Below are 24626 nucleotides of genomic sequence, written 5' to 3' on the forward strand. Positions count from 1 at the left end.
AATTAAAAATGAAAATAAAGGCCGAATATGGCGACGATCAAAGATGTGGCAAAACTTGCGAAAGTATCGGTAGGTACTGTATCGAAGGTCATATCGCAGGACCCAACTGTAAAAACCGTGTTACGCGAAAGGGTCGCCGCAGCGATTGAAGAGTTGAAATATCGGCCTAATCACATGGCTCGTGCATTGCGTATGAACCGATTGGACGTGATAGGTCTTGTCGTTCCAGATATTACGAACCCTTTTTTTGCTCAGCTTGCCAAATGTATCGAGATTGAGGCTGCTGAACGACATCACACGGTGACTTTGGCCAACTCACACGATGATGAGGAAACTGAACGGCGGCAACTGTCTACACTTATTGATCGCGCTCCGCGTGGTGTGATTATTGTTGCGTCATCAGACAACGGCAAATTGGAATATTCGACGGATGTTCCCATTGTATCAGTGGACCGGCGGTTTCAGAATTACCCATTGATTTCGACTAACCATGCCGAAGGTTCAGCGCAGTTAGCAAAACACCTGATTGATTTAGGGCATAAGAACATTGCCTATATTTCAGGACCTTTAAATACCCGCGTTGGACGCGCTCGTAAAATAGGGTTTGAAGAGTATTTTGCTCGGGAATTAGAAGGTGTTTCAGATGTGTCGTTGAGCTTTTATGAAGGGCATTTTGATTATCAGTCTGGCGAAGATATTGCGCGGCGTATTTTATCTGAATATCCAGATAAGCGGCCAACTGCGATTGCTGCTGCCAGCGACCAAATCGCCATCGGAGTGATGCGTGCGGCGCGGGATTTAGAGATCGCGATACCTGACCAACTTTCAGTGACAGGCTTTGACGATATTAATCTTGCTTCATTAGTTGTGCCACGGCTAACGACGCTACGGCAGCCTATAGCTGAGATCGCGTCAGCAGCTGTGGCGGCTATCATGGCGGAAAGCCTCGTCTTTGAGGATGTTGAATTGCGCGGCGATATTGTCAAACGTGGATCGACTTAAACAAAGCAAAGGACTTTGTGTAATTTGTATGCCGCAATAAATTCCATCATGACAACAGCTTTTGTGCCTGATGGAATTCTATTGTTGTGCGGTCAAAGCTCTATCGTGCGAGTGATGCAAAATAGTCTTTCCAGCTTTGATGTGGCATGCCAGCAACAGCTTCAAAATCGCTGGGCTCTTCATAAATGCCAAGTCTTATGCCTTCATAAATGCCACCGATAATGGGACCAATAAATGCGCCCAGTTCAGCCGTGCGGTCTGCGATAAATTCTGCAGATGTCATCTCATGGTAAGTCAATGACGTTCCAAATGCGTCGTTCAGATAGGATACAAGTTCGGCTTGTGTGATTGGTGTGCCGTACAGGGTTACAGTTTTGCCGTTGTGGTCATCATTGGTCAAAAGATGGGCATATGCGTGGGCCAGTTCAGACCTTGTTGTATATCCGCATTTGCCTGCGCCAGCGCTATTGGCGATCTCGCCCTTTGATTTGTAGCTGTCGATATACTCAATATCGGGCTCTATATAAATTCCGTTTCTGCCAATCGCATAATCAAGACCGCTGGCACGTATATCGGCCTCTGTTTGGCGGTTGCTTTGCACAACTGGAGAAAACGCTGTGCCTTCTTCCATGCCTTGAATGCTGGTGTAAACAATCTTGCGAACGCCAGCTGATTTTGCAGCATCTATCACATTGCGATGTTGCCCAATGCGTGCATCAGGAGCGTCCATGCCGGACACCAGCAACAAGGTATCAACACCGACTAAAGACGCTCTTAATTGATCCGGTTGCCCGTAATCGCCAGCGCGAATTTCAATACCAAGGTCTTTTGCGTTTGCAGGGGTGCGGGCAAGTCCGATGATGGTCTCACCATCTGCGGTTTTGATCAAATTGCGGGCAATTGCTCCGCCAAGTTGGCCTGATACGGCTGTAATTGCGATTGTCATTTTGGGGCTCCTTCATTGCGGCAGACGGGCGCAGGATGCGCCCGTCTGATTGAATTCTTAACCGTGGTAGGCTTGGCTAATCGCAAAGCTGTCTTCAAACCAGTTCCAAAGTACGACCTGACCGCCGCGAACTTTGGCGCGTAGTGCAAATGTGAATTCGCCGATTTCTTTGCCGCTATGCGTTGTGACGCCATTCATACGGCCAAACACGGCAACAGTATCGACAGAGGCGAAGGCGTCGGTGTTTTCCCATTTTGTAGTTTGTAAATTTTCTGAGAATACAGCGAGGAATTTGAAAATTGCTTCTTTACCAACAGTTTCGCCTATCCAAGGCAAAGTTGTGTCGCCCTCGCTGTGCCAGACCATATCGTCAGCCATCAATGCTGACATTTTTTCCATATCGCCGCTACCCATTGCGCCCATGAAAGCCATAACGGTATCAAAGCTTGCTTGTGCTGTCGCGTCCATGTTTTGTGCTCCTGCTTTTGTTCCAACGATAATCGCCAGCGTGGTGCCCAGCGATGTTTTAAGTAAAGTTCTTCGATTCATTTTGCGCTCCCTTTGGCTCTGGTTTTTGCGAGCCGCAGTTCAGGTGTGAGTTATTTGCCAGCAAGCTGTTGTAGAGCCGTGGACCAATCTTCGACGTGGTATGTCCGTGCGATTTTGCCGTCTTCCAGCTCATGAATGTCGATGGTCATGATGTCGAAGCTACGGCCTTGACCGTCAACGCCAAAGAATGGGGCAACTGGAGTGCCTGTGGCACGGCTGCGCACAACGAAAGTATTTCCATCCTGATGGATGTCTTGGATGGCCCAGTTAAGATCGGGAATGAGTTGAGCAAAGCCGCCCATTTGACCAAGAAAGGCTTCGCGGGATTTATTAGCACCCGTATAATCACCCATGCTGACCCAGTCTTCAGTCGTTGCAGCTTGGAAAGCAGTAATTTGCTCTTGCGTACCTGGGTTGCTGAGCAAGTCGTAGAATGTTGTCACTGTGGACTTGTCGTCGGCCAATGCGCCGGTTGCGAAAGTTGTGACAGTTGCCAGTGTGACAGAAGCGATAAGGTTTTTAAGTGACATGGTATTTTCCTGTTTGTTTTTAGGTTGGGTTAGGGATTGGTTACGGATGATGGTGCGGCGAGCTCACGCCACACGATTTTTGGGTTTTCGCGAAACGCAAAGCGTTCAAGATGGCTGGCGATAACACGGCGTACTTTGGTAAGTTCGGCTTGGGTTTCAGCGCTGACCGTCATGTCCAAAATATTCTGATCTGCGTTTAGCGCGCATGTGCCGAAAGGGAGTTTGATCAAACCTGATTTAGGGTCGAACTGCACCTCGACTTTGTGTCCAAAGTGTTTGCAAAGTTGCTGTAAGTAGCCATCGGCGCGTTCGGTAGTGATTTGGGCGGTACTTGTGAACATTGCTGTCTCCTTTCTGTTGAACTTGTAATTAGACAAATATCATCGTTTCGATTATCCCAATTGTTGAGAAATCACTTTTACAGAAAGTAGAAAGATGATCGAAGATTACCGCAGCCTTGCTGTCTTTGCTGCCATTGCGGATACGGGCAGTCTGAGTGCCGCTGGGCGCAGATTAAAGCTATCGACATCGGTCATAAGCCATCACCTTTCTCGGCTGGAAGAACGCCAAGGCGTGACATTATTTTTTCGTTCAACGCGGTCTATGTCTCTCACGCCTGAAGGACAAATAGCTCTTGAACCGGCTCGCCGGATGGTCAATGCAGGCGAGGAAGCGCTGGATGCGATCACGGCAGGTAACGAGGAACCTGTGGGCGCATTGCATATCGCGATGCCGGCCTTTGGTGAGCAAAGCAAACTTCACAAAACCCTTTGGGAATTTGCAAAGCAGCACCCGATGGTTGCGATATCGCTTCACTGCAGCGATACGCCGACGGATTTGGTCAAAGATGGTTTTGATTTGGCAATCCGATTGGGGGTATTGAGCAATAGCAATCTGAAAAGTCGCCGTATTGCAGACTTCAAACGTCTGCTGGTCGCGTCACCTGATTATCTGGCAGCGCACGACCCAATAAAAAGTCCGCAGGACCTTGAGGCAAATGACTTCATCTCCGTCGTTCAAATTCCATCGATGATGACGTTGGAATACGCCGAACAGATGGTTCGTTTCGAGCCTAAAAATATACGCGTGGAGGTCAATACAGTGAACGCTGCGAAAGCGGCAGTGCTTGCAGGTCTGGGTATTTGGCATTTGCCGCTTGGCGAAATTGAGAAAGAATTAGCACAAGGTCAATTGGTGCATGTTTTGCCAAAATGGAGCCTGCCAATATTGGGCGTTTACGCAGTATGGCCTGACATAGGTCCGCAAAAAGCGCTGACCCGCCGACTGATTGACCATTTGGTTGAATGCCGATCTGAATTAATGATTTGACTGGCATCTGTACAAAAGGAGCAGCTAAAGGTGTGACAAGTTCTATATTGCCTGTGTATATTTATCCTTTGCAGGTGCTCTAAGGTAAGTCAAACGCCTGTTAACAGCACGTTTTGCAAATTTTAATAAATTTGCGCGAGTATTGAAGCTGGTTCTTTGTTTAACTGGCGATATCAATGCTCATACATGAATTAATATGCCAAAAGATATCGACTGAGATCGACTATGTTGCTCCAGAGGCGACGTTTCTTGAATTGGCTTCGTTGCTTGCCAAGAAGAGAGTCGAGTCCTTGGTCGTGACGGATGAGCAAGGAGCGATGATTGGGTTAATCACTGAAAGAGATGTGGTTACAGCTGTTGGTAGCGTTTATCAAGAAATCCCTGATCTGATTGCTCGCGATATAATGAGCACAAAAATTGTTTCATGCAAATCAACCGATAGTATTTCAAGTGTGCTCAATGAGATGCAATCTCTCAATATTAGGCACATGCCCGTTGTGGATAATGGCAAGATTATAACGGTCATCGGTATCGCAGACCTACAGATGATTTGCCAAAAGCTCGATAAGCTTGCGATCACGGATTCACTGACTGGACTGTTCAATAGACGCGCTTATGAAAATGCGATGCTGGCTGAATATAGTCGTTTTAAACGTCACAAGTTCAATTTTTCAATCGCAATATTAGACATAGATTTTTTTAAGAAGATTAACGACACGCACGGTCATAGCGCAGGCGATATGGTTCTTGTCGAGTTCGCCAAAGCACTGCGGGCGAATGTTAGGGCTTACGATTTTCTGGCTCGCATTGGCGGAGAGGAGTTCGCACTCATTCTTCCCAATACAGAACTGAGTGATGCAATTCGTGTCTGTGAAAAATTATCAAATGCGATCCGTGCAATCGAGCTTTTCAACGACAGCGGCATGATCAAAGTTACAGCCAGTTTTGGCGTAACAGCCGTTAGTTCGGCATTCTCAGATGTCGATGAAATGATAAAATTTTCTGATGATCTGCTATATGAGGCAAAAGAGCAGGGCCGAGATCGTATAGTGGCGAAATCTGTTGCGAGCGATGATACTAAGATTAGTTCACTGGCCGTTGACGATGTTGAAGATTATCTGTTCTCGTAAGGGAGCAATGTCTAAGCGCTTTGACATGAATTAATCTAATCTATGATAATGCGCTTCAATCAGTTCCGCTTGATCTGCCGCCGCCGTATCACCGCCGAAATTTTGATTTAGAGCAATCGCATATGGATATCGCACAGGTGCGAGTGCAGCGGCTACGGCGCGGTAATTTTCGATATTTTCAGCCTGTTGACTATCTCCCCAAATCGGCGCTTTGCCTGCCGTTAAAATTAGCATTTTATTGCATGCTTCAACACTTACATCGCTGGGTAGATCAAAGGCTTTTGGTAGGCGATCAAGATATTCCGGCCCGATGAAAGTACGCCAGCCGATGTCTGCAATTCCAGGCTGCATATCACCCACATAGGGCATCGCTGAATGAGTGCGACGCAATCCGCAGGATGGCATATCAAGGGTGTGCAACAGTACTGCCTTGTAGCGCCCCGCTAGGCGCGGCAGCAGCCAATTGAGGCTGTCATAGGCCGTGGGCAAAAAGAACCCAAAACCCTGCGCCGCACAGATCATCGGGGCTGTGGCCAAAGCGGATGCGATCTCATCGGCAAAGCTGAGTAGATCAGGCGCATCAGGGGAGACAGAGATTTCCACCATCGTTTGATCATCATAGCGCTGCTCAAGTCGGAACCACGGCATTGCGGGGGGCAGTTCATCGGTATTGATCGCGCCAAGGCGCACCCCTGCGCCAGATGCCAACCGATCCGGTGCTGAGATCCAGCTGCGCAAGTTTTTCAGTGCTTTTGGCGTGACCTTAGACGGTTTGCCCGAACGTCCCACGAGACGCATCGACAATAGCCCCAGATCGCCGCCAAACCGCGCAACAAATGCGTCGAACATCGCTCCGACAGTCAAAGCGATCCGTGGATCATCCGGCGCGCCGTCCAAATAGGCAAGCGTACGAAACGCGGGTAGAGCAGCTATTTCATCGTCATACAGCAACGGGTCAGGCATTCGGTTACTATCTCAACTCTTACAAATGGCCCGCACATCATTGCAGATTTTGGGCGTTTTTGCGATTACATTTACAGGGCGCGGTATCAAGCTAAGTTCGTCTTCAAGTAAAGGCATAGATTTATACGATGACCAGTGTTTCGCTTTGCGCCAAGTGAGGCAAAAGTTGGTGACACGCCAACCCTTTTCGAACGATTGAAAGCATGGGGCCCTCAAATCGAGCGCCGCCTCGCATTAGCGTCTTTGGATTTGTGGCAGTGTCATGTAGATAATTCTCATGACGCAGAATAGCTGATACTCTCCGCGTATCGCATTGTATAAGGTTGATCTGTAATGAGAGAGATAGTTATTCCACTCGGTTCTATCGGGATATTTTTGATCTCGGTTTCCATAGGTTACGCGATGCGCAAGTATCAATGGCGGCTACCTGTGAGCATTATTGTATGCATAGCCTTTCTCCTCGCATATTTGTTTTATGCCGCCGAAGGTGCAGGATGGGCGGGCATTGGATGGGTGATCGTCGGCATGTTTGCGATCTTACCTATCTGCGCTGGATTAATCTGCGGTTTAGGGTTTGGTTGGTTTAAAAACACTCGGGCGCCCGACGATGTATCGTCTCATGCTGACCGCTAGACTTGAACAACAGGATTTAGATGCTCCTTGTCGTAAGAACGACTATGGGCGCTTTTCTCTCACCTTAATTCCTCACAAGAAATGCAAGCTAATGGGTTTTCCAGCAATCGTTTCGACATTGATCTGAAAACCGAAAACCGATTGTAATACATCCGGATGCATGACCTTTTCAGGTCTGTCATCGGCAATTATTTTCCCATCACGCATCGCGATAATCCGGTCCGCATGAACGGCTGCGTGATTGAGATCATGAAGAACAATAATGATGCTGCGCTGCTTTGTATCAGCCACATGGCGTAAAGTGCGCATCAGTTCACGTGCGTAGAAAATATCTAAATTGTTGAGCGGCTCATCCAGAAGAATGTAATCTGTGCCTTGTGCAAAACACATTGCTGCGCGCGCTCTTTGCCTTTGGCCGCCAGATAATGTGTCAACGAATTTATCTTTGATTTCGAACAGATCAAATATGCTAAGCGCTTCGTCTACTGCCTCGAAGTCCGCTTGCGTTGGTCTGCCTTGATGATGGGGAAAGCGTCCGAACTGAACGAGTTCGCCGACGCGCAAGCGTCCCGCAACGGCGTTATCTTGCGGCATTACTGATAGGCGCTGCGCGAGCGTTCGGGAGGCTGTATTCGCAACGTTCATGCCATCCACAATGATCTCACCTGATGTGACCGGCACAAGCCGCGCCATGGCGGAAATCAAGGTCGATTTTCCCGCTCCATTAGGACCGATGAGAGCCGTAATACCGCCGCTTGGTAGTTCCAAACTTATATCGCTGAGAATGGGCGTGCCCGAGAGCGATACAGCCACATTAGTAAGCTTGATCATGATTGCCCTCTATAAAAAAGAATGAACAGAAAAGTAATGCCGCCAATGAACTCGATCAGTACGCCAAGGGGCAAAGCGTTGCTAAACGCATGACTAAGAACAGTTTGTCCTCCCACCAGAAGAATAATGGCGACAAGAATACTAGTGATAATGGTTTGGCTATGTTTGCTGGTTCCAGCCAGTCTTTGGCCAAGAGCAACAACCAACAATCCTAAGAATGTTATGGGGCCTGCCAGCGCTGTAGAAATCGCCACAAGCATGCCAACAAGAAGCAAGAGGACAACTGAATAACCACGCCAGTTAACGCCAAGTCCTATAGCGGTTGGTTTGCCCAGAAGAATAACATCGAGAACGTGACGCGCCCGCCAGCATATTGCCGCAGCGATAATTGTGAGCACAAAGCAAGGCAGCAACAGATCGGCATTGACTGTGTTGAAATCAGCGTAGCTTACGCTTTGCACAATTGCGAAATCATTTGGGTCTATTAATCGGGAAAGTAGGGAAGATAGGCTTCGAAATAAAACACCGATGACAATACCGCCAAGAAGCATCAGCACGAGTGCATTGCTGTAACGCAGCAAAGGCAAAAAGAGCAGGCAGGCAAGACCGGCCATCATAACAACTTCTATAGTGAATTTGCCCACCGGATTTAAAGCTGCATATCCAAATCCGCCCAATACAAAAACAAGCGCTGTTTGTAGCAAGACATAGAGCGCATCCATTCCCATGATCGATGGCGTTAAAATGCGGTTGGCCGTAATTGTTTGAAACACCAAAGTTGACAGCGCTACTGAGACAGATACTTGCAATAAGCTGAGCAGGCGCTCCAAGCGCAACTCCATGGCGAATTGCCAATTGCCGCGCACATTGATTGTCATGAATAGAATGATTGTCGCAATCGCAGTGAGAGCTAGAAGAGTAAGGCGTCGATCAAGCATGGCGAAATGACCGACTAAAAATAAGCATCAAAAACGCGGCCGCACCGACAACGCCCATGATTGTTCCTGCTGGAATTTCATAAGGGAAGCGGATGAGGCGTCCTATTAAATCTGACACAAGCACCAGAAGTGCGCCGCCTAAAGCAACCATTGGAATAGCGCGGCGTACATCATCGCCGATCAGGCGTGATACGGCTGCTGGAACAATCAAACCTATGAAAGGTAATGCGCCGACGGTTGCAACGGTCAAGCCGGAGATAACCGAAACGATGACCAATCCAATTTGTAGGGTGGATTTATAATCAAGGCCAAGGCCGATTGATGTGTCGCGGCCGAGCGCGAGAATAGTCAAGCGGTCTGCGACCCACCAAGCAGCAAGCATGACGACGCCGATAAACCACAAAGTCTCATAGCGTCCACGCATGACGCCAGAAAACTCACCACTCATCCAAACATCTAAAAATTGTAAAAGGTCATAATGCCATGCGATTGCCACTGCCAATGCACCGACGATGCCGCCATAAATAATCGCAAATAGTGCAATCATATAAGGATCTTTGGACGACACTTTTCGTGCCAAGGTCAAAAATAGTGCTGTGCCTAAAAAAGCGGTGAAGCTGGCAACCAGAACCTTCACCATGATCGTTGATTGAGGCGCGAGTATTGTAATCAGCAAAATGCCGAGTGCAGCGCTTTGTCCGGTGCCTGCAATCATCGGGTCGACAAATCTGTTGCGTGCAAGGCTTTGCATAACAAGCCCAGCGATTGCTAAGCTTGCCCCAGTTAACAATACGGCAAGCGTGCGCGGCAAACGGCTGCTTAACATAAGCTCGATATTGGCAGCACTATTATCGCTGAAAATATCGCCTACGCCAACGGCAAGGCTACACAAGCTCAATAGGAGCAGGGCAGCAATGCCAAGCGTTATTTGCGCGCGCACCGAGCTCATTCGTCTTTGGCAAAACCTGCGGCAAGCGCATCAAAAACATCCATTGTCGCATGCGCGCCACCGGCAGCAATGTAAACATTGGCTGATGGTGCATAGATGACGTTTCCGTTTTTCCAAGCCTTGGTTTGGCGAATAAGTTCATTATCAAGCGTAGCTTTAGCGTTCTGTTCGTTCGAACCAATAGCCGCAGCGCGGTCCACCACAATCAACCAATCAGGGTCAATATCAGCAATAAACTCAAATGATACTGCATCACCGTGATCGCCAGCATCAATGTTCTCATCAGCTGCCGGAATAGCTAGCGTGGTGTGAACCCAGCCAAAGCGTGATTTTGGCCCGTAGACGGAAATTTTTGGCCCGTTGGTCATGACTATCAGCGCATTGCCTTTGCCGTTGGCTGCATCTTTTGCAGTTTTTATTTTAGCATCAAATTCTGCAACAAGCGCTTGCGCCTTATCATTCACGCCAAAGATTGTGCCGTAATCCACGATGCGTTGACGCGCTTGATTGATGAGATCATCGCCCCAGATCGTCATGTCAATTGATGGCGCGATACGACCTGTTTGATCGATCTGTGTCGAAGACCGACCGCCAACGATAATCAATTCAGGGGCAAGTGCATTGAGCGCTTCAAGATCAGGTTCAAAAAGAGTGCCAACTTGCTGCGCTGATGTGAATTTTCCCTTCAAACTGTCGAGGTAAAGATTGTTCGGCACACCGTCAATTTTGATACCAAGTGCGTCCAATGTATCAATCGCTGCGATATCAAATACCGCAACTTTACTTGGTGTTGTCTCGATTGATTGTGGACCGGCTGCAGTTTGAATTTCTGCACTCAAGGCAGGCAAGCATGTCGCTGTTAGTGATAAACCAACGAGGGCGAATAGGTTGAGTATTTTTTTCATATAGCTATCTCCGGCTCTGCTCGCAGATGCCGTCCTTTCAATGGCTTGGTTTAGAACTTGGCTTTAAGTGATAATTTAAATGAACGGCCTGGCTCATTGAGCGGTGTAACTTCGCCTAGGAATTCCTGGCCATAAGTGGCGCGAGAAGCATAGGTTTCATCAAAGATATTGTTGACTGCAGCGCGAAGTGTCAGGTTTTCATAATTGAGCGGCGTGTATTCAACAAAGGCGTTGAATACCTCGTAGCCAGCCAAGGTCGTTTCCGTTGTGCTACCGCCAAAGTTGTCGGTTTCTTCCAGCACAATTTGTCCACTGCCACCAATCGTAACACCGTAATCAGCAAATGTGTGGGCTGTCTCAAGTGTGAAGATTTGGCCGATAGGTGTTGTTAGGTAGTTGCCAGTGTAAGAGTCAGATGGATCGCCATCAATTTTAGTATCAATATTGGCGTAGCCAACACGCGCAAAACCATTGCCCCAATCATAACCCAGTCCTACTTCGAAGCCGGTCGACGTCATATCTTTTGTCAATGCGGGGCCACCATAATAATTCGGTGTTCGCGCGTCATTGATTGCAGTATGGAAAACCTTTCCGCTGACATTAAAGTTGCCAAAACGGGCATTCAATCCAGCAAAAACATTGTTGGATGTGACGGCTTTAAAGCCGCTTGAATAATCCCATGTCGGGTTCAATATGAAATTCTCTGCAAGTGGAATGCCGCCGAACACATGTGAAGCGCCAGCGCTTGCTGTCAAATAATCTGTGACATCGAACTCACCCGATAAATTGGCAGATAGGCCTGAAGTGTTATCGGTAAATCCAGTTACGCCTTCGATACGTTGAAAATCTGCACGTGCGCCGAATGAGGTGCGAAAGCGATCTGTAATATCAAGCCGAGCTTGCGCATATATACCGATGTTGGAAGCTTTTTCTTTGCCGTCTACATTGAGTGCGCTGTTGGAGAAGTTTTCATAGGTCAGATTTGCACTATCAGCAAAGAAGTCCACGCCGGCAGTTATCGAGCCATTATCTAGTCCAAATCTATTTTCCACTTTGCCGTTAAAACTATCTGTCTGACCGAAACCTGCTGTATTGTCATCTATAGCTGCCAGATTAGTAATGCTGTAAGCTAACTGGATTGTTGGATCCCACAAGCCGACCGGATTTTCATTGGTATATGTTAGAGCCACATTCTGACGTGTGAGATCATAGTTGCGTGTTAGTGGCGGCGCTGGGCGAGGTGGCGGTGGTGGCGCTACAAAACCAATATTGGCGCGATAAGGACGCGCTTCATCATCGCCCACGCGCTCATAAGACAATTCAATTCGGTGGCCGATTTCTGATTGATAAGCGATTTTACCAAGGCCGCTTAGCAACTTCGTTCCAGAACCTAAAATCTCATTGCCGTCGCCGTCTTGCTGCCAATCGCCTTTGGCGTATTTGATGAAACCGAGCGCTTCAAAACCGTCTTTACGTGCGTAAAGTGCGTTGCTGGTTGTGAACACATCGCCATTGGTGCTGTACTCACCAATGGTAAAGCCGCCGAACATTTTACCATCCGGCAAAAGATCATCCACATCTTTTGTTTCATATTGAATAGAGCCTGCAAGTGCGCCAGGGCCAGCGTCGGCAGGCGCAACACCTGGATCAATGCTCACTGCTTTTAGCAGCGATGGGTCAATCAGTGTTGTTGCATTGTGGTGGAAAATTTTATTGTTCTGACGGCTTCCGTCAATTGAAACGGATAGATTGGTTTCCTCAACGCCGTTGACGTATAATTTCTGTGAGACGGGTAGGGAGCTGCCTACTGCAATTGTTGGTTCGGCAGCAAATAAATCCTGAAGGTCTGTAGGGTTGATGCGCACGATGTCTTCATCGGTGACCTCAACGCTATTGTCGTCATTCGCTTCTGTGCCAATGACGATCCGGTTTAGTTCAACAGCGTCTTGTGCCTGCGCGTAGGAAACAAGTGAAAAAATACTGACAGTACTGGCCAGAAACAGAATTGATTTAGACATGTAGCCCCCAAATTTTGATTAAACTGGTGGCTTGACCGGTGTGGGTCTGGCTTCCTTGAGGCCGCAAGTCGCATACATGATAAAAAAACTCAAGTTTAAGTTTAGTTATCCAGTGCGTTTAATAACTTTGGATAAGGCTCGAATGTGAGAGCAGCTGAGCGCATCTCATAACTGCGTCTAACATCCGCTGTTGGTGAGCCGTGCTAAACACAAAGAGAAGCGTGTTGATCCCGAGTTTTTTGCGCACTCTTCGGTCTATGAAAGGCCAATCACGGGTTCTGCTTTTGTACTTGCCGCTTGGCGAGATTAAGAAAGAATTAGCACAAGGTCAATTGGTGCATGTTTTGCCAAAATGGAGCCTGCCAATATTGGGCGTTTACGCAGTATGGCCTGACATAGGTCCGCAAAAAGCGCTGACCCGCCGACTGATCGAGCATTTTGTTGAACACCGATCCGAGCTTCTGTTGTAATTCAGTAAGTAACCGCTGCGGCTCAAATCTTACGCATTAGCGTGGCAAGTTGTGTCTGTTCACCTGTCGACAATGGGGCAAGAATATCGCCAATCACATCTGCCATGGCGGCGGTAAGCGATGTCGTCAATTTTTGTCCATCTTCGGTTAAGCTTAACAAGCGCACCCGCGCATCATTTGCATCAAGGCTCCGAACGATTAAGCCGTGACGTTCAAGTTCGGATACCATCCGCGTCACTTGAGATTTGTCGCGGGCTAGTTCGCTAACCAAAGCGTTTATTGGTAGTGGCTGCGCATCGGAGATAATTTTAAGGACCATGGCTCCCTGCGGCCCAAAACCTTCAGGGGCAATCTCTTTAACTCGCTGTTGCATACCAATTTTCATGCGACGCACAAAATGATTCATCAATTGCGAGAGTTCTGAAGTCGTGTCCATTCTTTTGACCTATTATTTAGTTGACTTTGTCTACCTTATATTTTAGTTGACTAAATCAACCTAAATGAGTGTAGGCGAATAAACAAGATGAACAAAACGATCACCAAAATAGCCTTATTAGCTGCGATAATCATTGCGATGTCAGGTCTTATGACTGCCGTTATGACTTATGCTGGACTGCCTGATGGACAACGTTTTATGGATGCTTGGTTGCCTGTTTGGATGCAAGCAGCGTTAGTGGTCGCACCTTGCGGCTTTGCACTGATGTATCTCATCAGCAAAATAATCAACTTGCTGTTACCGAATATAACGGCAGGAACACAGAAAATTCTACTAGGGGCAATTATGGCTTTGGTTATGGAAAGCGTGATGGCTAGCGTTACAACTTTCCAATTACATGGTTGGGCAGACGGGTTTGGCGCGTATTGGGCAAGCGTTCTTTTAGCCGCATTGCCTGTGGCTGTCCTGATGAGCACCGCGATGACGATTTTCATCAAACCTCGCTTAGATAAAATACTTAGCGCCTAAAGTAATCATCTTCTTTTGCTTTGGGTGTATCACAACGACGTAACCCTCGACTTCTCAAGACCTGTTGCCCAGCAGGCAAGCGAAGCGCCGCTGAGAGGGAGGAAAACCGACTGATAACGCGTATATCGAGTCATTCAACGGCAGCTTCAGGGAGGAGTGCCTGAATACGCACTGGCTTATGAGCCTTGACGACGCCCGCGAAAAACTGGAGACTTGGCGTGTAGACTACAATAATGTTCGGCCACACAGCGCAATCGGCAATAAGCCGCCGATATCGCTTATAAATCGCTCAAACGAACCAATTCACGCTTGAGCACTAACCCTGGAAAGTACTCCATCCGGGTGGTCCAAAGTTGGGGAGCAACTCAAGAACATGGTGGCTTTGGCATGAAAGAATTCGTCAATGTGATGGCAATATTCTTATCTTGATGGATTTGCTGATTTAGCTTTTTTCCCACATGTCTCTTATCCGATCGCAAAGGGTGATGGGGTCAAAAGGTTTCACAATCACTCCGATGGCGCCGAGATCCATATATTGTTTTTGTTCCTGCACTTGGGCGCGAGCTGTCATAAAAATTATGGGTATGTCCGCAACGCTAGGCATAGCTTTCATTCGCAGCATCGTTTCTGGCCCATCCATGTCAGGCATCATAACATCCATCAACACAAGCTGAGGGGAAAAGTTTTCTACTTCTTTCAAAGCGGTAATACCTGAAAAGCAATGGAGAACTTCAAAGTCACCAATATCTTCCAACGACATCTTCACGATTTCGGCTATGCTTTCATCGTCTTCTACATATAGGATTTTTTGCAATGTATTACTCATGCGATGTCCTTTATTCGATCGACCCTAATTGTTGGTATGTGAAAGCTAAATGTACTGCCTTTTCCAACAGTGCTAACGAAGCTAACCTCACCAGCAAAAGCCTCGATGATGGTTTTGGTGATGTTGAGACCAAGGCCAGTCCCCCCCTTTGTGCGGGTCGATGACCCGTCTTCTTGGGAAAACTTGTCAAATATTTTGCTGTGGAATGTTTTGCTTATCCCTGGCCCATTATCTGTCACAGAAATATGCAACATATCCTCTGCAGTTATCTCAATCCTTATTTCAACGTCTTCTCCTGTGGGAGAGAATTTTGCCGCATTAGATAGAAGGTTTGTTAGAGCTTGATTGAAGCGGTGTGCATCTACGTTACAATAGGCTGCTGAGACCAAATTTTTGGTCACAAATTTTACGCTGTGACGCTCTGCATAACTGCTGTTTTGTTCGACAATATCAACGACAAGAGAAACCATTTCTGTTTCCTTGAGATCGTAATTCATCTTTCCGGCTGCGATTTTTTCTGTATCGAGAATATCGTTGACAAGATAGGAGAGCCGCTCACTGTTTTCATAAGCAAGGCCAAGCAATTTTTCACTTTTGGGGTCCAATTGTTTATGATTTTTGGCACGCAACAAACCTAGAGCGCCCATGATGGACGTGATAGGGGTGCGCAGCTCGTGATTAACGGTAGAGATAAATTCGTCTTTCATAGAATCCATCTTTTTTCGTTCAGTAATATTTTCGGTAAACATGATTAGTCCACCGGGGGAACCGTCACCCTGACTCCATGGATGAAGTTCATACCGAATCCAATCTATGGCACCATCTTCTCGTAAAAATGGCTCTTCTTCAGATATGATGACTTCACCCAGAATAGCTCGCTTATGAAGAACGAGCCAATGGGATTGGTGGATAGGAATTTCTGGAAAAACCTCATAGTGACTTTTTCCAATTACATTTTTGTCCTGCAGACCGTAGTCTTTCTGCCATCGACTGCTCATAGCCAAATAGCGCACATCGGTATCAAACATGGCAACCGCAGCAGGGGTGTGGCGAACGAAGGTTGCTAGTAAATTTTCTTTTTCTTGAACGAGTGCGGTTTTTTGCTGAGCCGTCTGCGTTGTGAAAATAAGCTGTGCAATTAGCAACGATAAAACAAATCCAATAATAAGCGTCGTTTCAGGCAAGATAAATTGCGTTTGGCTTAAGTAGCTTGCGCTAGGTGTTACAGATAAAGACCACTGTTTGTCATGTAACTCTATGATCTCTGAAAAAAACAATTTTGTTTCAGTGGAGCCAGTTTTATTGGAATGATAAAAGGGGGCTCCATCGTATGAGAGAGTGATTGCGAATTGTGAAGTGTTACTTCCTTGCAGCACATCACGCATTAACTCCTCGATGCTCAATATACCTGCAATGAAACCATCAAATTCACCATTTTTTCTCACGGGGAAATATGAGATGAAAGCTTTGTAACCTTGGACTAAATCTAGCGGTGGCGTCAGCGTCACTTTATCGTGCGCTGCGGCTCCTTCCAATGCTTTCTGGCGCTCTTCATTGAATAGAATATTTAATCCAACTACGCGCTCGTTGCCTAATAAAGGCTCCACCCATTGAACTTGATAATTAGGATCTACCCATTCGACCACTTTGAGACCAGGGTGATCTGTAATTAAGTTTTGAGCATCGCGTTGCCAGTATTGCCTCTTAGAGCCCTCAGCAGTTGTCCATCGATCCGCCATACGGGATAGCGCTTCAATTCGATTGTTAACGTTTGAGCTGATTACTTGTCTGAATACCTCTGCTTCTCGCTTTACGTCTTTAGATATCAATTCATTTTCTGTTTGGAGAATGATGTTGTAAACAAAAAGAGTCGCAACCGATATAAAGCAAAAGCCAATCGCAGGTAAAAAACGGTTGCGATGTAGGACTACCTCACCCTGATTTCGAATAGAACTCGTTACGACAAAAATACCGCAAAGTAGCGTAAAGAAAGAGCCAGTGACTGCGATGAGTAATGGTTCATTATTGCTTGTTTGTGATTCAAAAGACGCTGTGCTTGACCATTTGATCAACCAAGTTCGCTGCATAATTTGCAGCTCTTTTGTGATGGTAAAGAGCGGGGTGGAAGCTGCACTATCGGTGCTGTTTTTATAAATTAAGCTATCTTCAGAGTCATCAGCGCCATCATGTACTTCCAAATTGAGTGTGGTGCCCTGACTTTCAGTAAGATCATTCATAAAGTTTTTGCCAATAAAGGGGGCATAAACCCAACTTAAAAAAGCCTTTTGGCGTTGCTCAGCTGTATTTATGGGCATGGAAGGGTTGTATATGGGTGCCAGTAGTAAAAAACCGGGCGTCTGTTGAGCGTCCTGTACCAATAAAATACGTTTGGTGATGGCAGCTTTGCCGCTGTCTCTTGCTCTGTCAGCTGCTTCCGTGCGATTTTTTTCAAATGCGATGTTAAGTCCGATCGCAGGTAGGTTTATACTTTCCGGCTCAATGTATCGGATGATGTAGTAATTGTTGTGAGAAACGTCAGGGTGAATGTTTAAGCGTCTGTTATTATTTAATAATTCTTTTTGTATGTATTCTTTTATGCTGTCTTTTTGAACATCTTCAATTATGCCGATACCGTTGATACCCGGAAAGTTAGTCGCCACATCCAGCGCATTTACGTAAGCTTTCCACTCATCATGGCTCACGCTGCCAGCACTTTCGACTAAGCCGCGCCCCCCCAACAGTGCCTGATGGTAGGAATCCATTCTATGGCGCAGTGCTCTTTCGCTTTCCAACGCCATTGTTTCAAATTTTGCTTGAGATGCTTGAGCTAGGTTTTCGGTTGCCACATGCCAAGCATAGTATGTCAGTGATGCCGGTATTATCATAATGGCAAGCATGCGCAGCAAAAGTCTGGGCAGGGCACGTTCAGAGATGATCTTTTTTGGCATGAATTGCCCTTGTTAATTTAGATGCACTGTTGAGTGTTTAATTTATCGATAGCGATCGAGCAGGGCTGATTGATTTGGGTGAGTGCAGGCGACGCTTTTTTGCAGTTCATGGTTGAGTGACTGAAGCCGTGCATATTCTTGCGCTAAAGGTAATTTTTTAGCGTCAATATAACCCTTTAATTGATCTTCTAGCTGCTCAGCAATATGGCTTACTTGCATAAAGCCCATCGTGCCGCTGCTCCCTTTTAACTTATGCGTTAAAAAGAATATTTTTTGAAAACTATCAGAATTCTGGCCATTTTCCGCTGAGTGCATAAGCGAATTTATTGCCTGTGCTTCCGATCTAATTGTCGCACAATGTTTCTCTACTAATAAAAACAGTTTTGCTTTGAGGTCATCTTTTTGCTGCATGCGAGCAGTGTGTATGAAAAAGTTTAAGAAAAAGATTATTTTAGAGAGTGTAAGAAATCGCATAATCGTTAAGGGAAATTTTAACTTATTGTCGGACGCTGTGTGAAGCTTTCGGAACATCCATGTGCCGTTAGAAACCAAAGCGTAGCAGGTCTGTGTAATGAGTAACTTTGCGATTGATTTTAGTCCGGAACTAATAGCGGCCAAGCGCGTCCTGCTGGTCGAAGACAGTTCGGTCACGCAAGATCTCATCCAATTGGTGCTAAGCCAAGGCGGACATAGTGTTGATATTTTTTCTGAGGGCAAAGCGGCTCTTGAAGCGTTAAAAACCAATAAATATGACGTTGCGCTCGTGGATTATCACCTGCCTGATATGACGGGTATCGAGCTCGTTACACAATATACTCAAAAAGTGTCTGACGGTGCACGGCCGTACTTTGTCGCGATAACGGGCGACATGAAGTCCTTATTGAGAGACCGATCCGTTACCACTGTTTTTGACCGGTTGATGCCAAAGCCGTTAGATATTGATGCCGTTTGTACGCTCGTTGAAACTGCTGAAGTAGATGAAGCTAAAAAAAGTAATGCGGATGACACGTCCCGAGTCGAGCTGACACAAATTCCAGATTTTCTAATTGCCACATTGGAAAGCCTGAATATGCGCTTTTTGCGTTGGCCGGAAGATTTACGTTCATCCGCCTCAGTCAAAGTGGATGATTACGATGCATTACTTGTGACAGATGCCTCAAGTTTTTCGCAAGTTTGGACTGTGCCAGGTGCTCATCTTCTGCCGGTTATTGATGCCACTGGTTCATTAGGTTCCTGCGCAGACATTGATGGCACAGCATTACGCATGAGCGACGTTAAGCGAGTATCAGACATCGTACAGAGCTTTTTTGAGCGCCGAATGCAAATGTACAGTGATGTTGCTCAGTCGTCAGATTTTGCCGATAAATTGCTTGGGCGAATGTGGGTCACTGGCAAAACACTTACGCCGGTTTACTCAGGAGCCGATAAAAGTCTGGTTGATTTTCCGGTGCCAATTGAAACCCGAGAATTGATGGGGCTTATAAAGCAAATATCAGCAAACGCTCATTTGTCACCTACCTTTTTTGATAGGTTTCATGAATGCGCTCAATGTTTATCATCTCGTTTCAATGTTCGCGAAGAGTGCCCGAGTTGCCAATCAACACAGCTGAATGATGAGTCATACATCCACCACTTTCAGTGCGCTTATCAGGGGCCTGAAAGTGATTTCACTCAAGGGCAGGATTTGGTTTGCCCAAAGTGCCGACACACTTTGAAGCATTTCGGACGGGATTATGATCGGCCAGGCCAAATGGTGGTTTGTGGCGGCTGTAAATCCGCTACATCTGAGCCATTTGTAGGATTTGTATGTTGCGATTGTAGTCATCGAACTGATGGTGACACTATTGAAACAGTAGATGTTTTTTCAGCGACGCTGACTGAAGCAGGCGAACGTTATCTTCGAGCGGGTACTACCCAAATCGGCATCAGCGAAAAGGCCTTACGTTTTGCAGACCTGCCGCTTGAACTCGTGATCTATTTGAACAAGTTGGCACGCGCCTATAATGAACATAAAGTTCCATTTAGCCTTTGTTATATAACTTATAAAAATGAGGCATCGGTTATTACCGAGCATGGCACACGCCATGTTTCACAAGCGCGCCGCGTTTTCTTCGAGGCGTTAGGTCAAGCCATATCGATTGACAAGAAAACGTTCCGTGGTTCGACGTATGATTTTGTTCTGGTCGGCAATTTGGAACCTGATAAAGCAAAATTACTACTGGAAGAGGCATCAAGATTTGCAGAAGGCGCGATCAAAATTGATTTGGCGCCGGAGTATCAGTTGTTTGGACCTGCGGACTTTTCTGCATGACCAGCTATTTTGGTGAAGCGCTGGATTATTTAACGGCTCAAAGTTTTGCCAGTTTGCTGGCATTATATTGGTTTGTATTCATCTTTGAGGTGCCGCGCTATTTTTTGGCGTTTTTAGTCGTTATTTTGGTACCACGCGAAAAGTCTCAAGATGAGCGCGACGGCAAACCGTTCCCCGGTAAGGTCAGCATAATTATTGCGGGTCACAGTGAGGAAACTGCGATTGAGCGTTGCGTCATGGGATTGTATGAGCAAAGCCGCATTCCAGATGAAATCATTGTGGTAAGCGATGGCTCTACCGATAAGATGGCGTCTAAATTGGGCGATTTATTACGCCGTGGGCTTATCACGCAGGCGCACAGCACGGATCTACGATCTGGCAAGTCAGCTGGCTCGAACATGGCTGCTCGATGGGCAAGCGGCGATATCGTCATCAATATTGATTGTGATTGCTCTTTTGATCGCGATGCAATTCTGAATGTTATTAAACCGTTTGCTGACCCTGAAGTGGTAGCTGTCTCCGGTAATATTTTGGTACGCAACGAACGTGCGTCGCTCGTCAGCACATTTCAAGCAATAGAATATCTCGTTACGATATCACTTGGCAAACAAGCTGCTGATCGTTTGAATCAAGTATCATGCGTTTCCGGCGCTTTTGGTGCTTTTCGTAACGACGCTTATCAAGCCGTTGGCGGGCTTGATGCAGGGGGTGGGGAAGACTTGGATCTCACCCTTCGGCTTCGCCGTAATGGCGGGCGTATTCGCTTTGTCGAAGACGCGATCTGCTACACGGATGTTCCCGAGACCTTAAATAGTTTTGTAAAACAGCGTTTTCGCTGGGAGCGTGATGCGGTGCGTTTGCGCTATCGCAAGCACCGCTATTTTCTCAATCCGTTTAGCCCATATTTCTCTATTAAAGAGCTGGTCCATGAATTGGAATTTTTATTCTTTAATGTGATATCGGCCGCTATGTTGCCTTTTTACATTCTTTGGATGTTCTCACTTTATGGCAGCTTTGCGTTTGTGATTTTGCTCTCAGCTCAGCTTGGACTGCTGGTCCTTGATGTAGCTACATTCTTAATGGCGGCTTACGCAACACCGAAAAATCGCAGTTACGAGCTTATTCCATTTCTGGTCGGATATACGGTTTTCAATGGCGTATATATGCGGTTTGTTCGACTGTTAGCATATCTACAGGAATGGATTTTCAGGGCGTCATATCGGGACACTTATGTGCCCGATAAAGTACACGATGTACGGGGATAAATAGACATGCGCAAATTAAGACAACGCCCGAGATCGGACACCTCGGTAAATCAACCCCGCCGCGCTGCAGGTACGATGGGACGGCGAGTTTATTTAGTGCTCTTGGCACTTCTTGCCGTGGCACTTGGTAATTACATCTGGGGGGACATGTTGTTTCTGCGCGCTGACGGACTCGTCCTAAGGGAGAGGGCGCTCGTAGAGGCGACATCCACCATCAGAGTGGAAGAAGTTGCTGTGCGTCGCGGACAAGGTGTTAGCGCTGGACAAACGCTTTTGAAGGTCGGGTCTATTGAAATTCTTGAGCGTATTGCGGATTATGCCTCGCGCAATGCTGAACTGGTTGAGCGGGAAGCTGCATTGCGCTCCCGCGCTAATATTGTGGGCGAGATTCTGCCATTGGCTGACAAGCGAATGAATGAAACGTCGCGCATGGTTCAAGAGCTTCAAGATCTTAAAGCAAAAAGTATTGTCTCTTCACAACGCTTGGAAGAGGTGACAGCGGTTGCCTATACAGCTCAAACTGAATTTGTTCGCCTAAGCTCAGAGAAGGAAAGCTTAGTGGCAGAAATTGAAGCTATAGCACAGGCGCGCGCACATTCATTGGAGGCATTGAGCAACCTTGAAGAGTATTATGCTAACGGCATTGTTAGTGCGTCAAAATCTGGGCAGGTTGGCGAAATTGTGCCCTCCGTTGGTGAAGTCTTTCGCGCGGGCGATTCAATGCTATCGGTCATATCTGGTGACGCATATGTGCTGGTATATTTACCAACGAATTACTGGTTTCAACTTGATGCGGGGATGAAGGTGGAAATTGCAAACGGTCGTCAAAGTGCCGTTGGCTACATATCTGAAATATTGCCTGTTTCGCAGTCTGTCCCGCCAGAATTTCAGCAGGCATTTAGGCCAGATCAAACGCGCCAATTAGCACGCGTGGAGTTTGAAGAACCTTCCCTTTTTCCAACTGCGGCTAATGTTCGAGTGACACGCCCTAATATTGTTCATCAAGCATATGCTTGGTTAAAAGAACTATAGGATAAACTTCAAATTGTGCTGCTAAACATGAACACCTTACCTAGCGGTGTTCGATGTCAACACCGGCAAAATTACAATTTAAACAAATATCAAGGTTCCTGCTTTTAGGATAAATCTAAATCGAAAAACGGTGGTCGGCTTTTTGCTTTATCGTTAAACCTAGATAGCTAAGGTCCATAAATGGCTTATCCATACCCGACGAATGAGTTAAAGCGACTTGAAGCGCTGAAAGCGACCGGTATCATGAATACGGGTTCGACTCCCGAGTTTGATGCAATTACTGAACTCGCATCCTCTATCTTTAATGCTCCTATGTCAGTGGTTGCCTTTATTGGGGATGATTTTCAATGGTTTAAAGCGCGTCTTGGATTAGATATAGATCAAATGCGTCGTGAATCCTCTTTTAGTAAGTATACAATTCTTCAAAATGAGGTTTTGGTTGTTAATGACACAACTAAGGATGAGCGATTCAATGAGAATCCTCTTGTTACTGGTGAACCCCATATTCGATTTTACGCAGGTGTGCCCATTTCATTGGACGGTAAAACCAATATTGCGGCGATAGGCGTTACTGATACAAAACCGCGCACTGCCAGCGACGCACAGATTACTCAGCTTAAAAAACTAGCCAATATCGCTGCTGCGCTAGTGCGCGCCCATCAAGCCGCGAATGAAGCAAAAAAGCTCGAAATGGATGCTCGTCAACGCGGTAAGCTTCTTTCTCAAACGGAACGTATATCTAAAATTGGTGCTTGGGCATTTGATACCAGAACACAGGAAATAAAGTGGTCGCCACAAACCTATGAAATACATCAATTGTCACCAACAGAATCCATCAGCTTGGAGAGGGTATTGTCATTTAATCCCTCGTATGAACACGAACGCATACACAAAAAATTCAATGACTGCCTTAATGATGGCATACCTTACGAATTAGAATGTGATTTCATCACGGCACTTGGGAATAAACGCCGCGTATTAATGATGGCGGAGCTTGAACATAGTGAAGCCGGTGATCGGTGTCTGATAGGCACAATAAAGGATATCACTGACGAGCATGAAAATGCCAAGAGGCTATGGGATGCTGCGCATATTGATACTTTGACCGGTATCGCCAATCGTTTCGCGTTCCAGCATAAACTTGATAGTTTGGCTGAAAGATCAAGCGATGACGTCGACTGCAATTTCAAAATGCTTTTGATCGATCTCGATGGGTTCAAAGATATCAATGATAGCTTTGGTCATTTGGCGGGTGACAAGATCCTCTGTTCAATCGCCAAGCGTATTGAAGATACCATTCCTGAGAATGCATTCTGCGCACGCCTTGGCGGGGATGAATTTGCAGTCCTTATGGGTGTGCAAAATGAAATGCTGAAACCTGAAGATTTGGCTTCTGAATTGATTGAAGTGATCAATTTACCCGTGCCCTATGAGGGGCATGAGATTAGTGTTGGTGCGTCGATCGGCATTTCTCTAACATACCAAGAAACGCAATCCTGCGAAGAATTTCAGCAGCAGGCCGATCTGGCATTATATCATGCAAAACAGACTGGCCGCGGTGTTTGCGAAACCTATAATCCAAGCTTAACCGAAGCTTTTGAAGAAAAACGACAAGCATTTGAATTGGTGAAAGAGGCAATTCATGAGGGAAGATTGCTTCCGCATTATCAGCCAATATTCGATTTAAGCTCGCAGCGAATAAAAGGCGTAGAGGCGCTTGCCCGCATTCAAAATAAGGATGGTTCAATCGTTGGCCCAGCAAAATTTTGGCATGCTCTGTTTGAGCCCAAAAGCGCTTTAGCTGTCGATGAAACTATTTTGGATATTGCGCTCCGTGATTTTGCAGAATGGAAAAGTAAAGGGCTCGATATTGATTTTATAAGCATCAATGCCTCCTCTTTATGTATTCAATCGATGGATTATGTTGAGCGTGTTTTAGAAGCATTGGCGCACAACAATTTGCAGCCACATCATTTGAAAATAGAAGTCGTAGAGAACATATTTTTAGACGATGCGGATTCTAAGATAACGCACGTGTTGGAGCGCCTTTCAGAGGCTGGTGTCATCATTGCGCTTGATGATTTTGG

At 46.4% G+C, this 24626-nt stretch carries 24 protein-coding genes and 1 pseudogene; 11 read left to right on the forward strand and 14 right to left on the reverse strand.

Annotation, left to right across the window (positions count from 1 at the left end; translation table 11 throughout):
* The first annotated feature begins 27 nt into the window (after positions 1 to 27).
* Positions 28 to 1002, forward strand: a complete 975-nt coding sequence (locus C504_RS0110595; RefSeq protein ID WP_018689315.1) for a LacI family DNA-binding transcriptional regulator — start codon at positions 28 to 30, stop codon at positions 1000 to 1002.
* Positions 1003 to 1102: 100 nt separating this feature from the next.
* On the opposite strand, the gene C504_RS0110600 is transcribed toward C504_RS0110595, so the two are convergent.
* From C504_RS0110600 to C504_RS0110615, 4 genes are read right to left on the reverse strand one after another with little or no spacing between them, the layout of a single operon-like run.
* Entirely contained in the window at positions 1103 to 1948 is an 846-nt protein-coding gene (locus C504_RS0110600) for an NAD(P)H-binding protein (RefSeq protein WP_018689316.1), read from the reverse strand.
* Between the two features lie 57 nt (positions 1949 to 2005).
* The gene (locus tag C504_RS17650; protein WP_018689317.1) at positions 2006 to 2497 is read right to left on the reverse strand and encodes a nuclear transport factor 2 family protein; all 492 of its coding nucleotides are present in this window, start codon (positions 2495 to 2497) and stop codon (positions 2006 to 2008) included.
* A 50-nt stretch (positions 2498 to 2547) separates the two neighbouring features.
* Positions 2548 to 3027, reverse strand: coding sequence for an ester cyclase (locus C504_RS0110610; protein WP_018689318.1), 480 nt, complete (start codon positions 3025 to 3027; stop codon positions 2548 to 2550).
* A gap of 29 nt (positions 3028 to 3056) precedes the next feature.
* Positions 3057 to 3368 carry a DUF2218 domain-containing protein gene (locus C504_RS0110615; RefSeq protein WP_018689319.1) on the reverse strand — a complete coding sequence of 104 codons (312 nt, stop codon included), beginning with the start codon at positions 3366 to 3368 and terminating at the stop codon, positions 3057 to 3059.
* 94 nt (positions 3369 to 3462) lie between these two features.
* Between C504_RS0110615 and C504_RS0110620 the strand changes: the two genes are divergently transcribed.
* Together C504_RS0110620 and C504_RS18335 are read left to right on the forward strand one after the other, a co-directional pair.
* Positions 3463 to 4356 (forward strand): LysR family transcriptional regulator, encoded by an 894-nt coding sequence (locus C504_RS0110620; protein WP_018689320.1) that lies wholly within the window; start codon positions 3463 to 3465, stop codon positions 4354 to 4356.
* A gap of 176 nt (positions 4357 to 4532) precedes the next feature.
* Positions 4533 to 5486, forward strand: a complete 954-nt coding sequence (locus C504_RS18335; RefSeq protein ID WP_018689321.1) for a GGDEF domain-containing protein — start codon at positions 4533 to 4535, stop codon at positions 5484 to 5486.
* Positions 5487 to 5516: 30 nt separating this feature from the next.
* Here C504_RS18335 and C504_RS0110630 read toward each other — a convergent pair whose 3' ends face one another.
* Complete coding sequence (locus tag C504_RS0110630; protein ID WP_018689322.1) at positions 5517 to 6449, reverse strand: type VI immunity family protein; 933 nt, start codon at positions 6447 to 6449, stop codon at positions 5517 to 5519.
* Between the two features lie 333 nt (positions 6450 to 6782).
* On the opposite strand from C504_RS0110630, the gene C504_RS0110640 reads away from it, so the two are divergent.
* Positions 6783 to 7082, forward strand: coding sequence for a hypothetical protein (locus C504_RS0110640; RefSeq protein ID WP_018689324.1), 300 nt, complete (start codon positions 6783 to 6785; stop codon positions 7080 to 7082).
* A 72-nt stretch (positions 7083 to 7154) separates the two neighbouring features.
* On the opposite strand, the gene C504_RS0110645 is transcribed toward C504_RS0110640, so the two are convergent.
* Genes C504_RS0110645 through C504_RS0110665 form a run of 5 tightly spaced genes read right to left on the reverse strand, consistent with a single transcriptional unit; the run spans position 7155 to position 12723 of the window.
* Complete coding sequence (locus tag C504_RS0110645) at positions 7155 to 7913, reverse strand: iron ABC transporter ATP-binding protein (RefSeq protein ID WP_018689325.1); 759 nt, start codon at positions 7911 to 7913, stop codon at positions 7155 to 7157.
* Positions 7910 to 8851, reverse strand: a complete 942-nt coding sequence (locus tag C504_RS0110650; protein ID WP_018689326.1) for an iron chelate uptake ABC transporter family permease subunit — start codon at positions 8849 to 8851, stop codon at positions 7910 to 7912. The genes C504_RS0110645 and C504_RS0110650 overlap by 4 nt, the downstream gene beginning before the upstream one ends.
* Entirely contained in the window at positions 8844 to 9800 is a 957-nt protein-coding gene (locus C504_RS0110655; RefSeq protein ID WP_018689327.1) for an ABC transporter permease, read from the reverse strand. The genes C504_RS0110650 and C504_RS0110655 overlap by 8 nt, the downstream gene beginning before the upstream one ends.
* Positions 9797 to 10705, reverse strand: a complete 909-nt coding sequence (locus tag C504_RS0110660; RefSeq protein ID WP_018689328.1) for a siderophore ABC transporter substrate-binding protein — start codon at positions 10703 to 10705, stop codon at positions 9797 to 9799. The genes C504_RS0110655 and C504_RS0110660 overlap by 4 nt, the downstream gene beginning before the upstream one ends.
* Positions 10706 to 10755: 50 nt before the next feature.
* Complete coding sequence (locus tag C504_RS0110665) at positions 10756 to 12723, reverse strand: TonB-dependent receptor domain-containing protein (RefSeq protein WP_018689329.1); 1968 nt, start codon at positions 12721 to 12723, stop codon at positions 10756 to 10758.
* Between the two features lie 224 nt (positions 12724 to 12947).
* Between C504_RS0110665 and C504_RS0110670 the strand changes: the two genes are divergently transcribed.
* Entirely contained in the window at positions 12948 to 13193 is a 246-nt protein-coding gene (locus tag C504_RS0110670) for a type 2 periplasmic-binding domain-containing protein (RefSeq protein ID WP_169385109.1), read from the forward strand.
* A 22-nt stretch (positions 13194 to 13215) separates the two neighbouring features.
* Here C504_RS0110670 and C504_RS18340 read toward each other — a convergent pair whose 3' ends face one another.
* Positions 13216 to 13629 (reverse strand): MarR family winged helix-turn-helix transcriptional regulator, encoded by a 414-nt coding sequence (locus C504_RS18340; RefSeq protein WP_083923167.1) that lies wholly within the window; start codon positions 13627 to 13629, stop codon positions 13216 to 13218.
* A gap of 87 nt (positions 13630 to 13716) precedes the next feature.
* Here C504_RS18340 and C504_RS0110680 point away from each other — a divergent pair, with 87 nt between their 5' ends.
* Positions 13717 to 14157, forward strand: coding sequence for a DUF2798 domain-containing protein (locus C504_RS0110680; protein ID WP_018689332.1), 441 nt, complete (start codon positions 13717 to 13719; stop codon positions 14155 to 14157).
* A gap of 18 nt (positions 14158 to 14175) precedes the next feature.
* A pseudogene (locus C504_RS18545) lies at positions 14176 to 14470 on the forward strand (integrase core domain-containing protein); the annotation flags it as partial.
* 129 nt (positions 14471 to 14599) lie between these two features.
* On the opposite strand, the gene C504_RS0110685 reads toward C504_RS18545, so the two are convergent.
* The 3 genes from C504_RS0110685 to C504_RS18845 are packed head-to-tail and all read right to left on the reverse strand — an operon-like array spanning position 14600 to position 18342.
* Positions 14600 to 14983: a response regulator gene (locus C504_RS0110685; RefSeq protein ID WP_018689333.1), complete on the reverse strand. Its 384-nt coding sequence runs from the start codon at positions 14981 to 14983 to the stop codon at positions 14600 to 14602.
* Positions 14980 to 17931: a CHASE domain-containing protein gene (locus tag C504_RS18345; RefSeq protein WP_018689334.1), complete on the reverse strand. Its 2952-nt coding sequence runs from the start codon at positions 17929 to 17931 to the stop codon at positions 14980 to 14982. The genes C504_RS0110685 and C504_RS18345 overlap by 4 nt, the downstream gene beginning before the upstream one ends.
* Before the next feature lie 42 nt (positions 17932 to 17973).
* Complete coding sequence (locus C504_RS18845; RefSeq protein WP_169385110.1) at positions 17974 to 18342, reverse strand: Hpt domain-containing protein; 369 nt, start codon at positions 18340 to 18342, stop codon at positions 17974 to 17976.
* A 160-nt stretch (positions 18343 to 18502) separates the two neighbouring features.
* On the opposite strand from C504_RS18845, the gene C504_RS0110700 reads away from it, so the two are divergent.
* The 4 genes from C504_RS0110700 to C504_RS18850 all read left to right on the forward strand — a co-directional run.
* Positions 18503 to 20242 carry a TackOD1 domain-containing metal-binding protein gene (locus C504_RS0110700; RefSeq protein WP_018689336.1) on the forward strand — a complete coding sequence of 580 codons (1740 nt, stop codon included), beginning with the start codon at positions 18503 to 18505 and terminating at the stop codon, positions 20240 to 20242.
* Positions 20239 to 21507, forward strand: a complete 1269-nt coding sequence (locus tag C504_RS0110705; RefSeq protein ID WP_018689337.1) for a glycosyltransferase family 2 protein — start codon at positions 20239 to 20241, stop codon at positions 21505 to 21507. The genes C504_RS0110700 and C504_RS0110705 overlap by 4 nt, the downstream gene beginning before the upstream one ends.
* Before the next feature lie 75 nt (positions 21508 to 21582).
* The gene (locus tag C504_RS0110710) at positions 21583 to 22539 is read left to right on the forward strand and encodes an HlyD family secretion protein (RefSeq protein WP_169385111.1); all 957 of its coding nucleotides are present in this window, start codon (positions 21583 to 21585) and stop codon (positions 22537 to 22539) included.
* Between the two features lie 180 nt (positions 22540 to 22719).
* Positions 22720 to 24626 (forward strand): sensor domain-containing phosphodiesterase (locus C504_RS18850; protein ID WP_018689339.1); only part of this gene is annotated, 1907 nt, incomplete at its 3' end.

The organism is Ahrensia kielensis DSM 5890 (assembly GCF_000374465.1).
Taxonomy (GTDB): domain Bacteria; phylum Pseudomonadota; class Alphaproteobacteria; order Rhizobiales; family Rhizobiaceae; genus Ahrensia; species Ahrensia kielensis.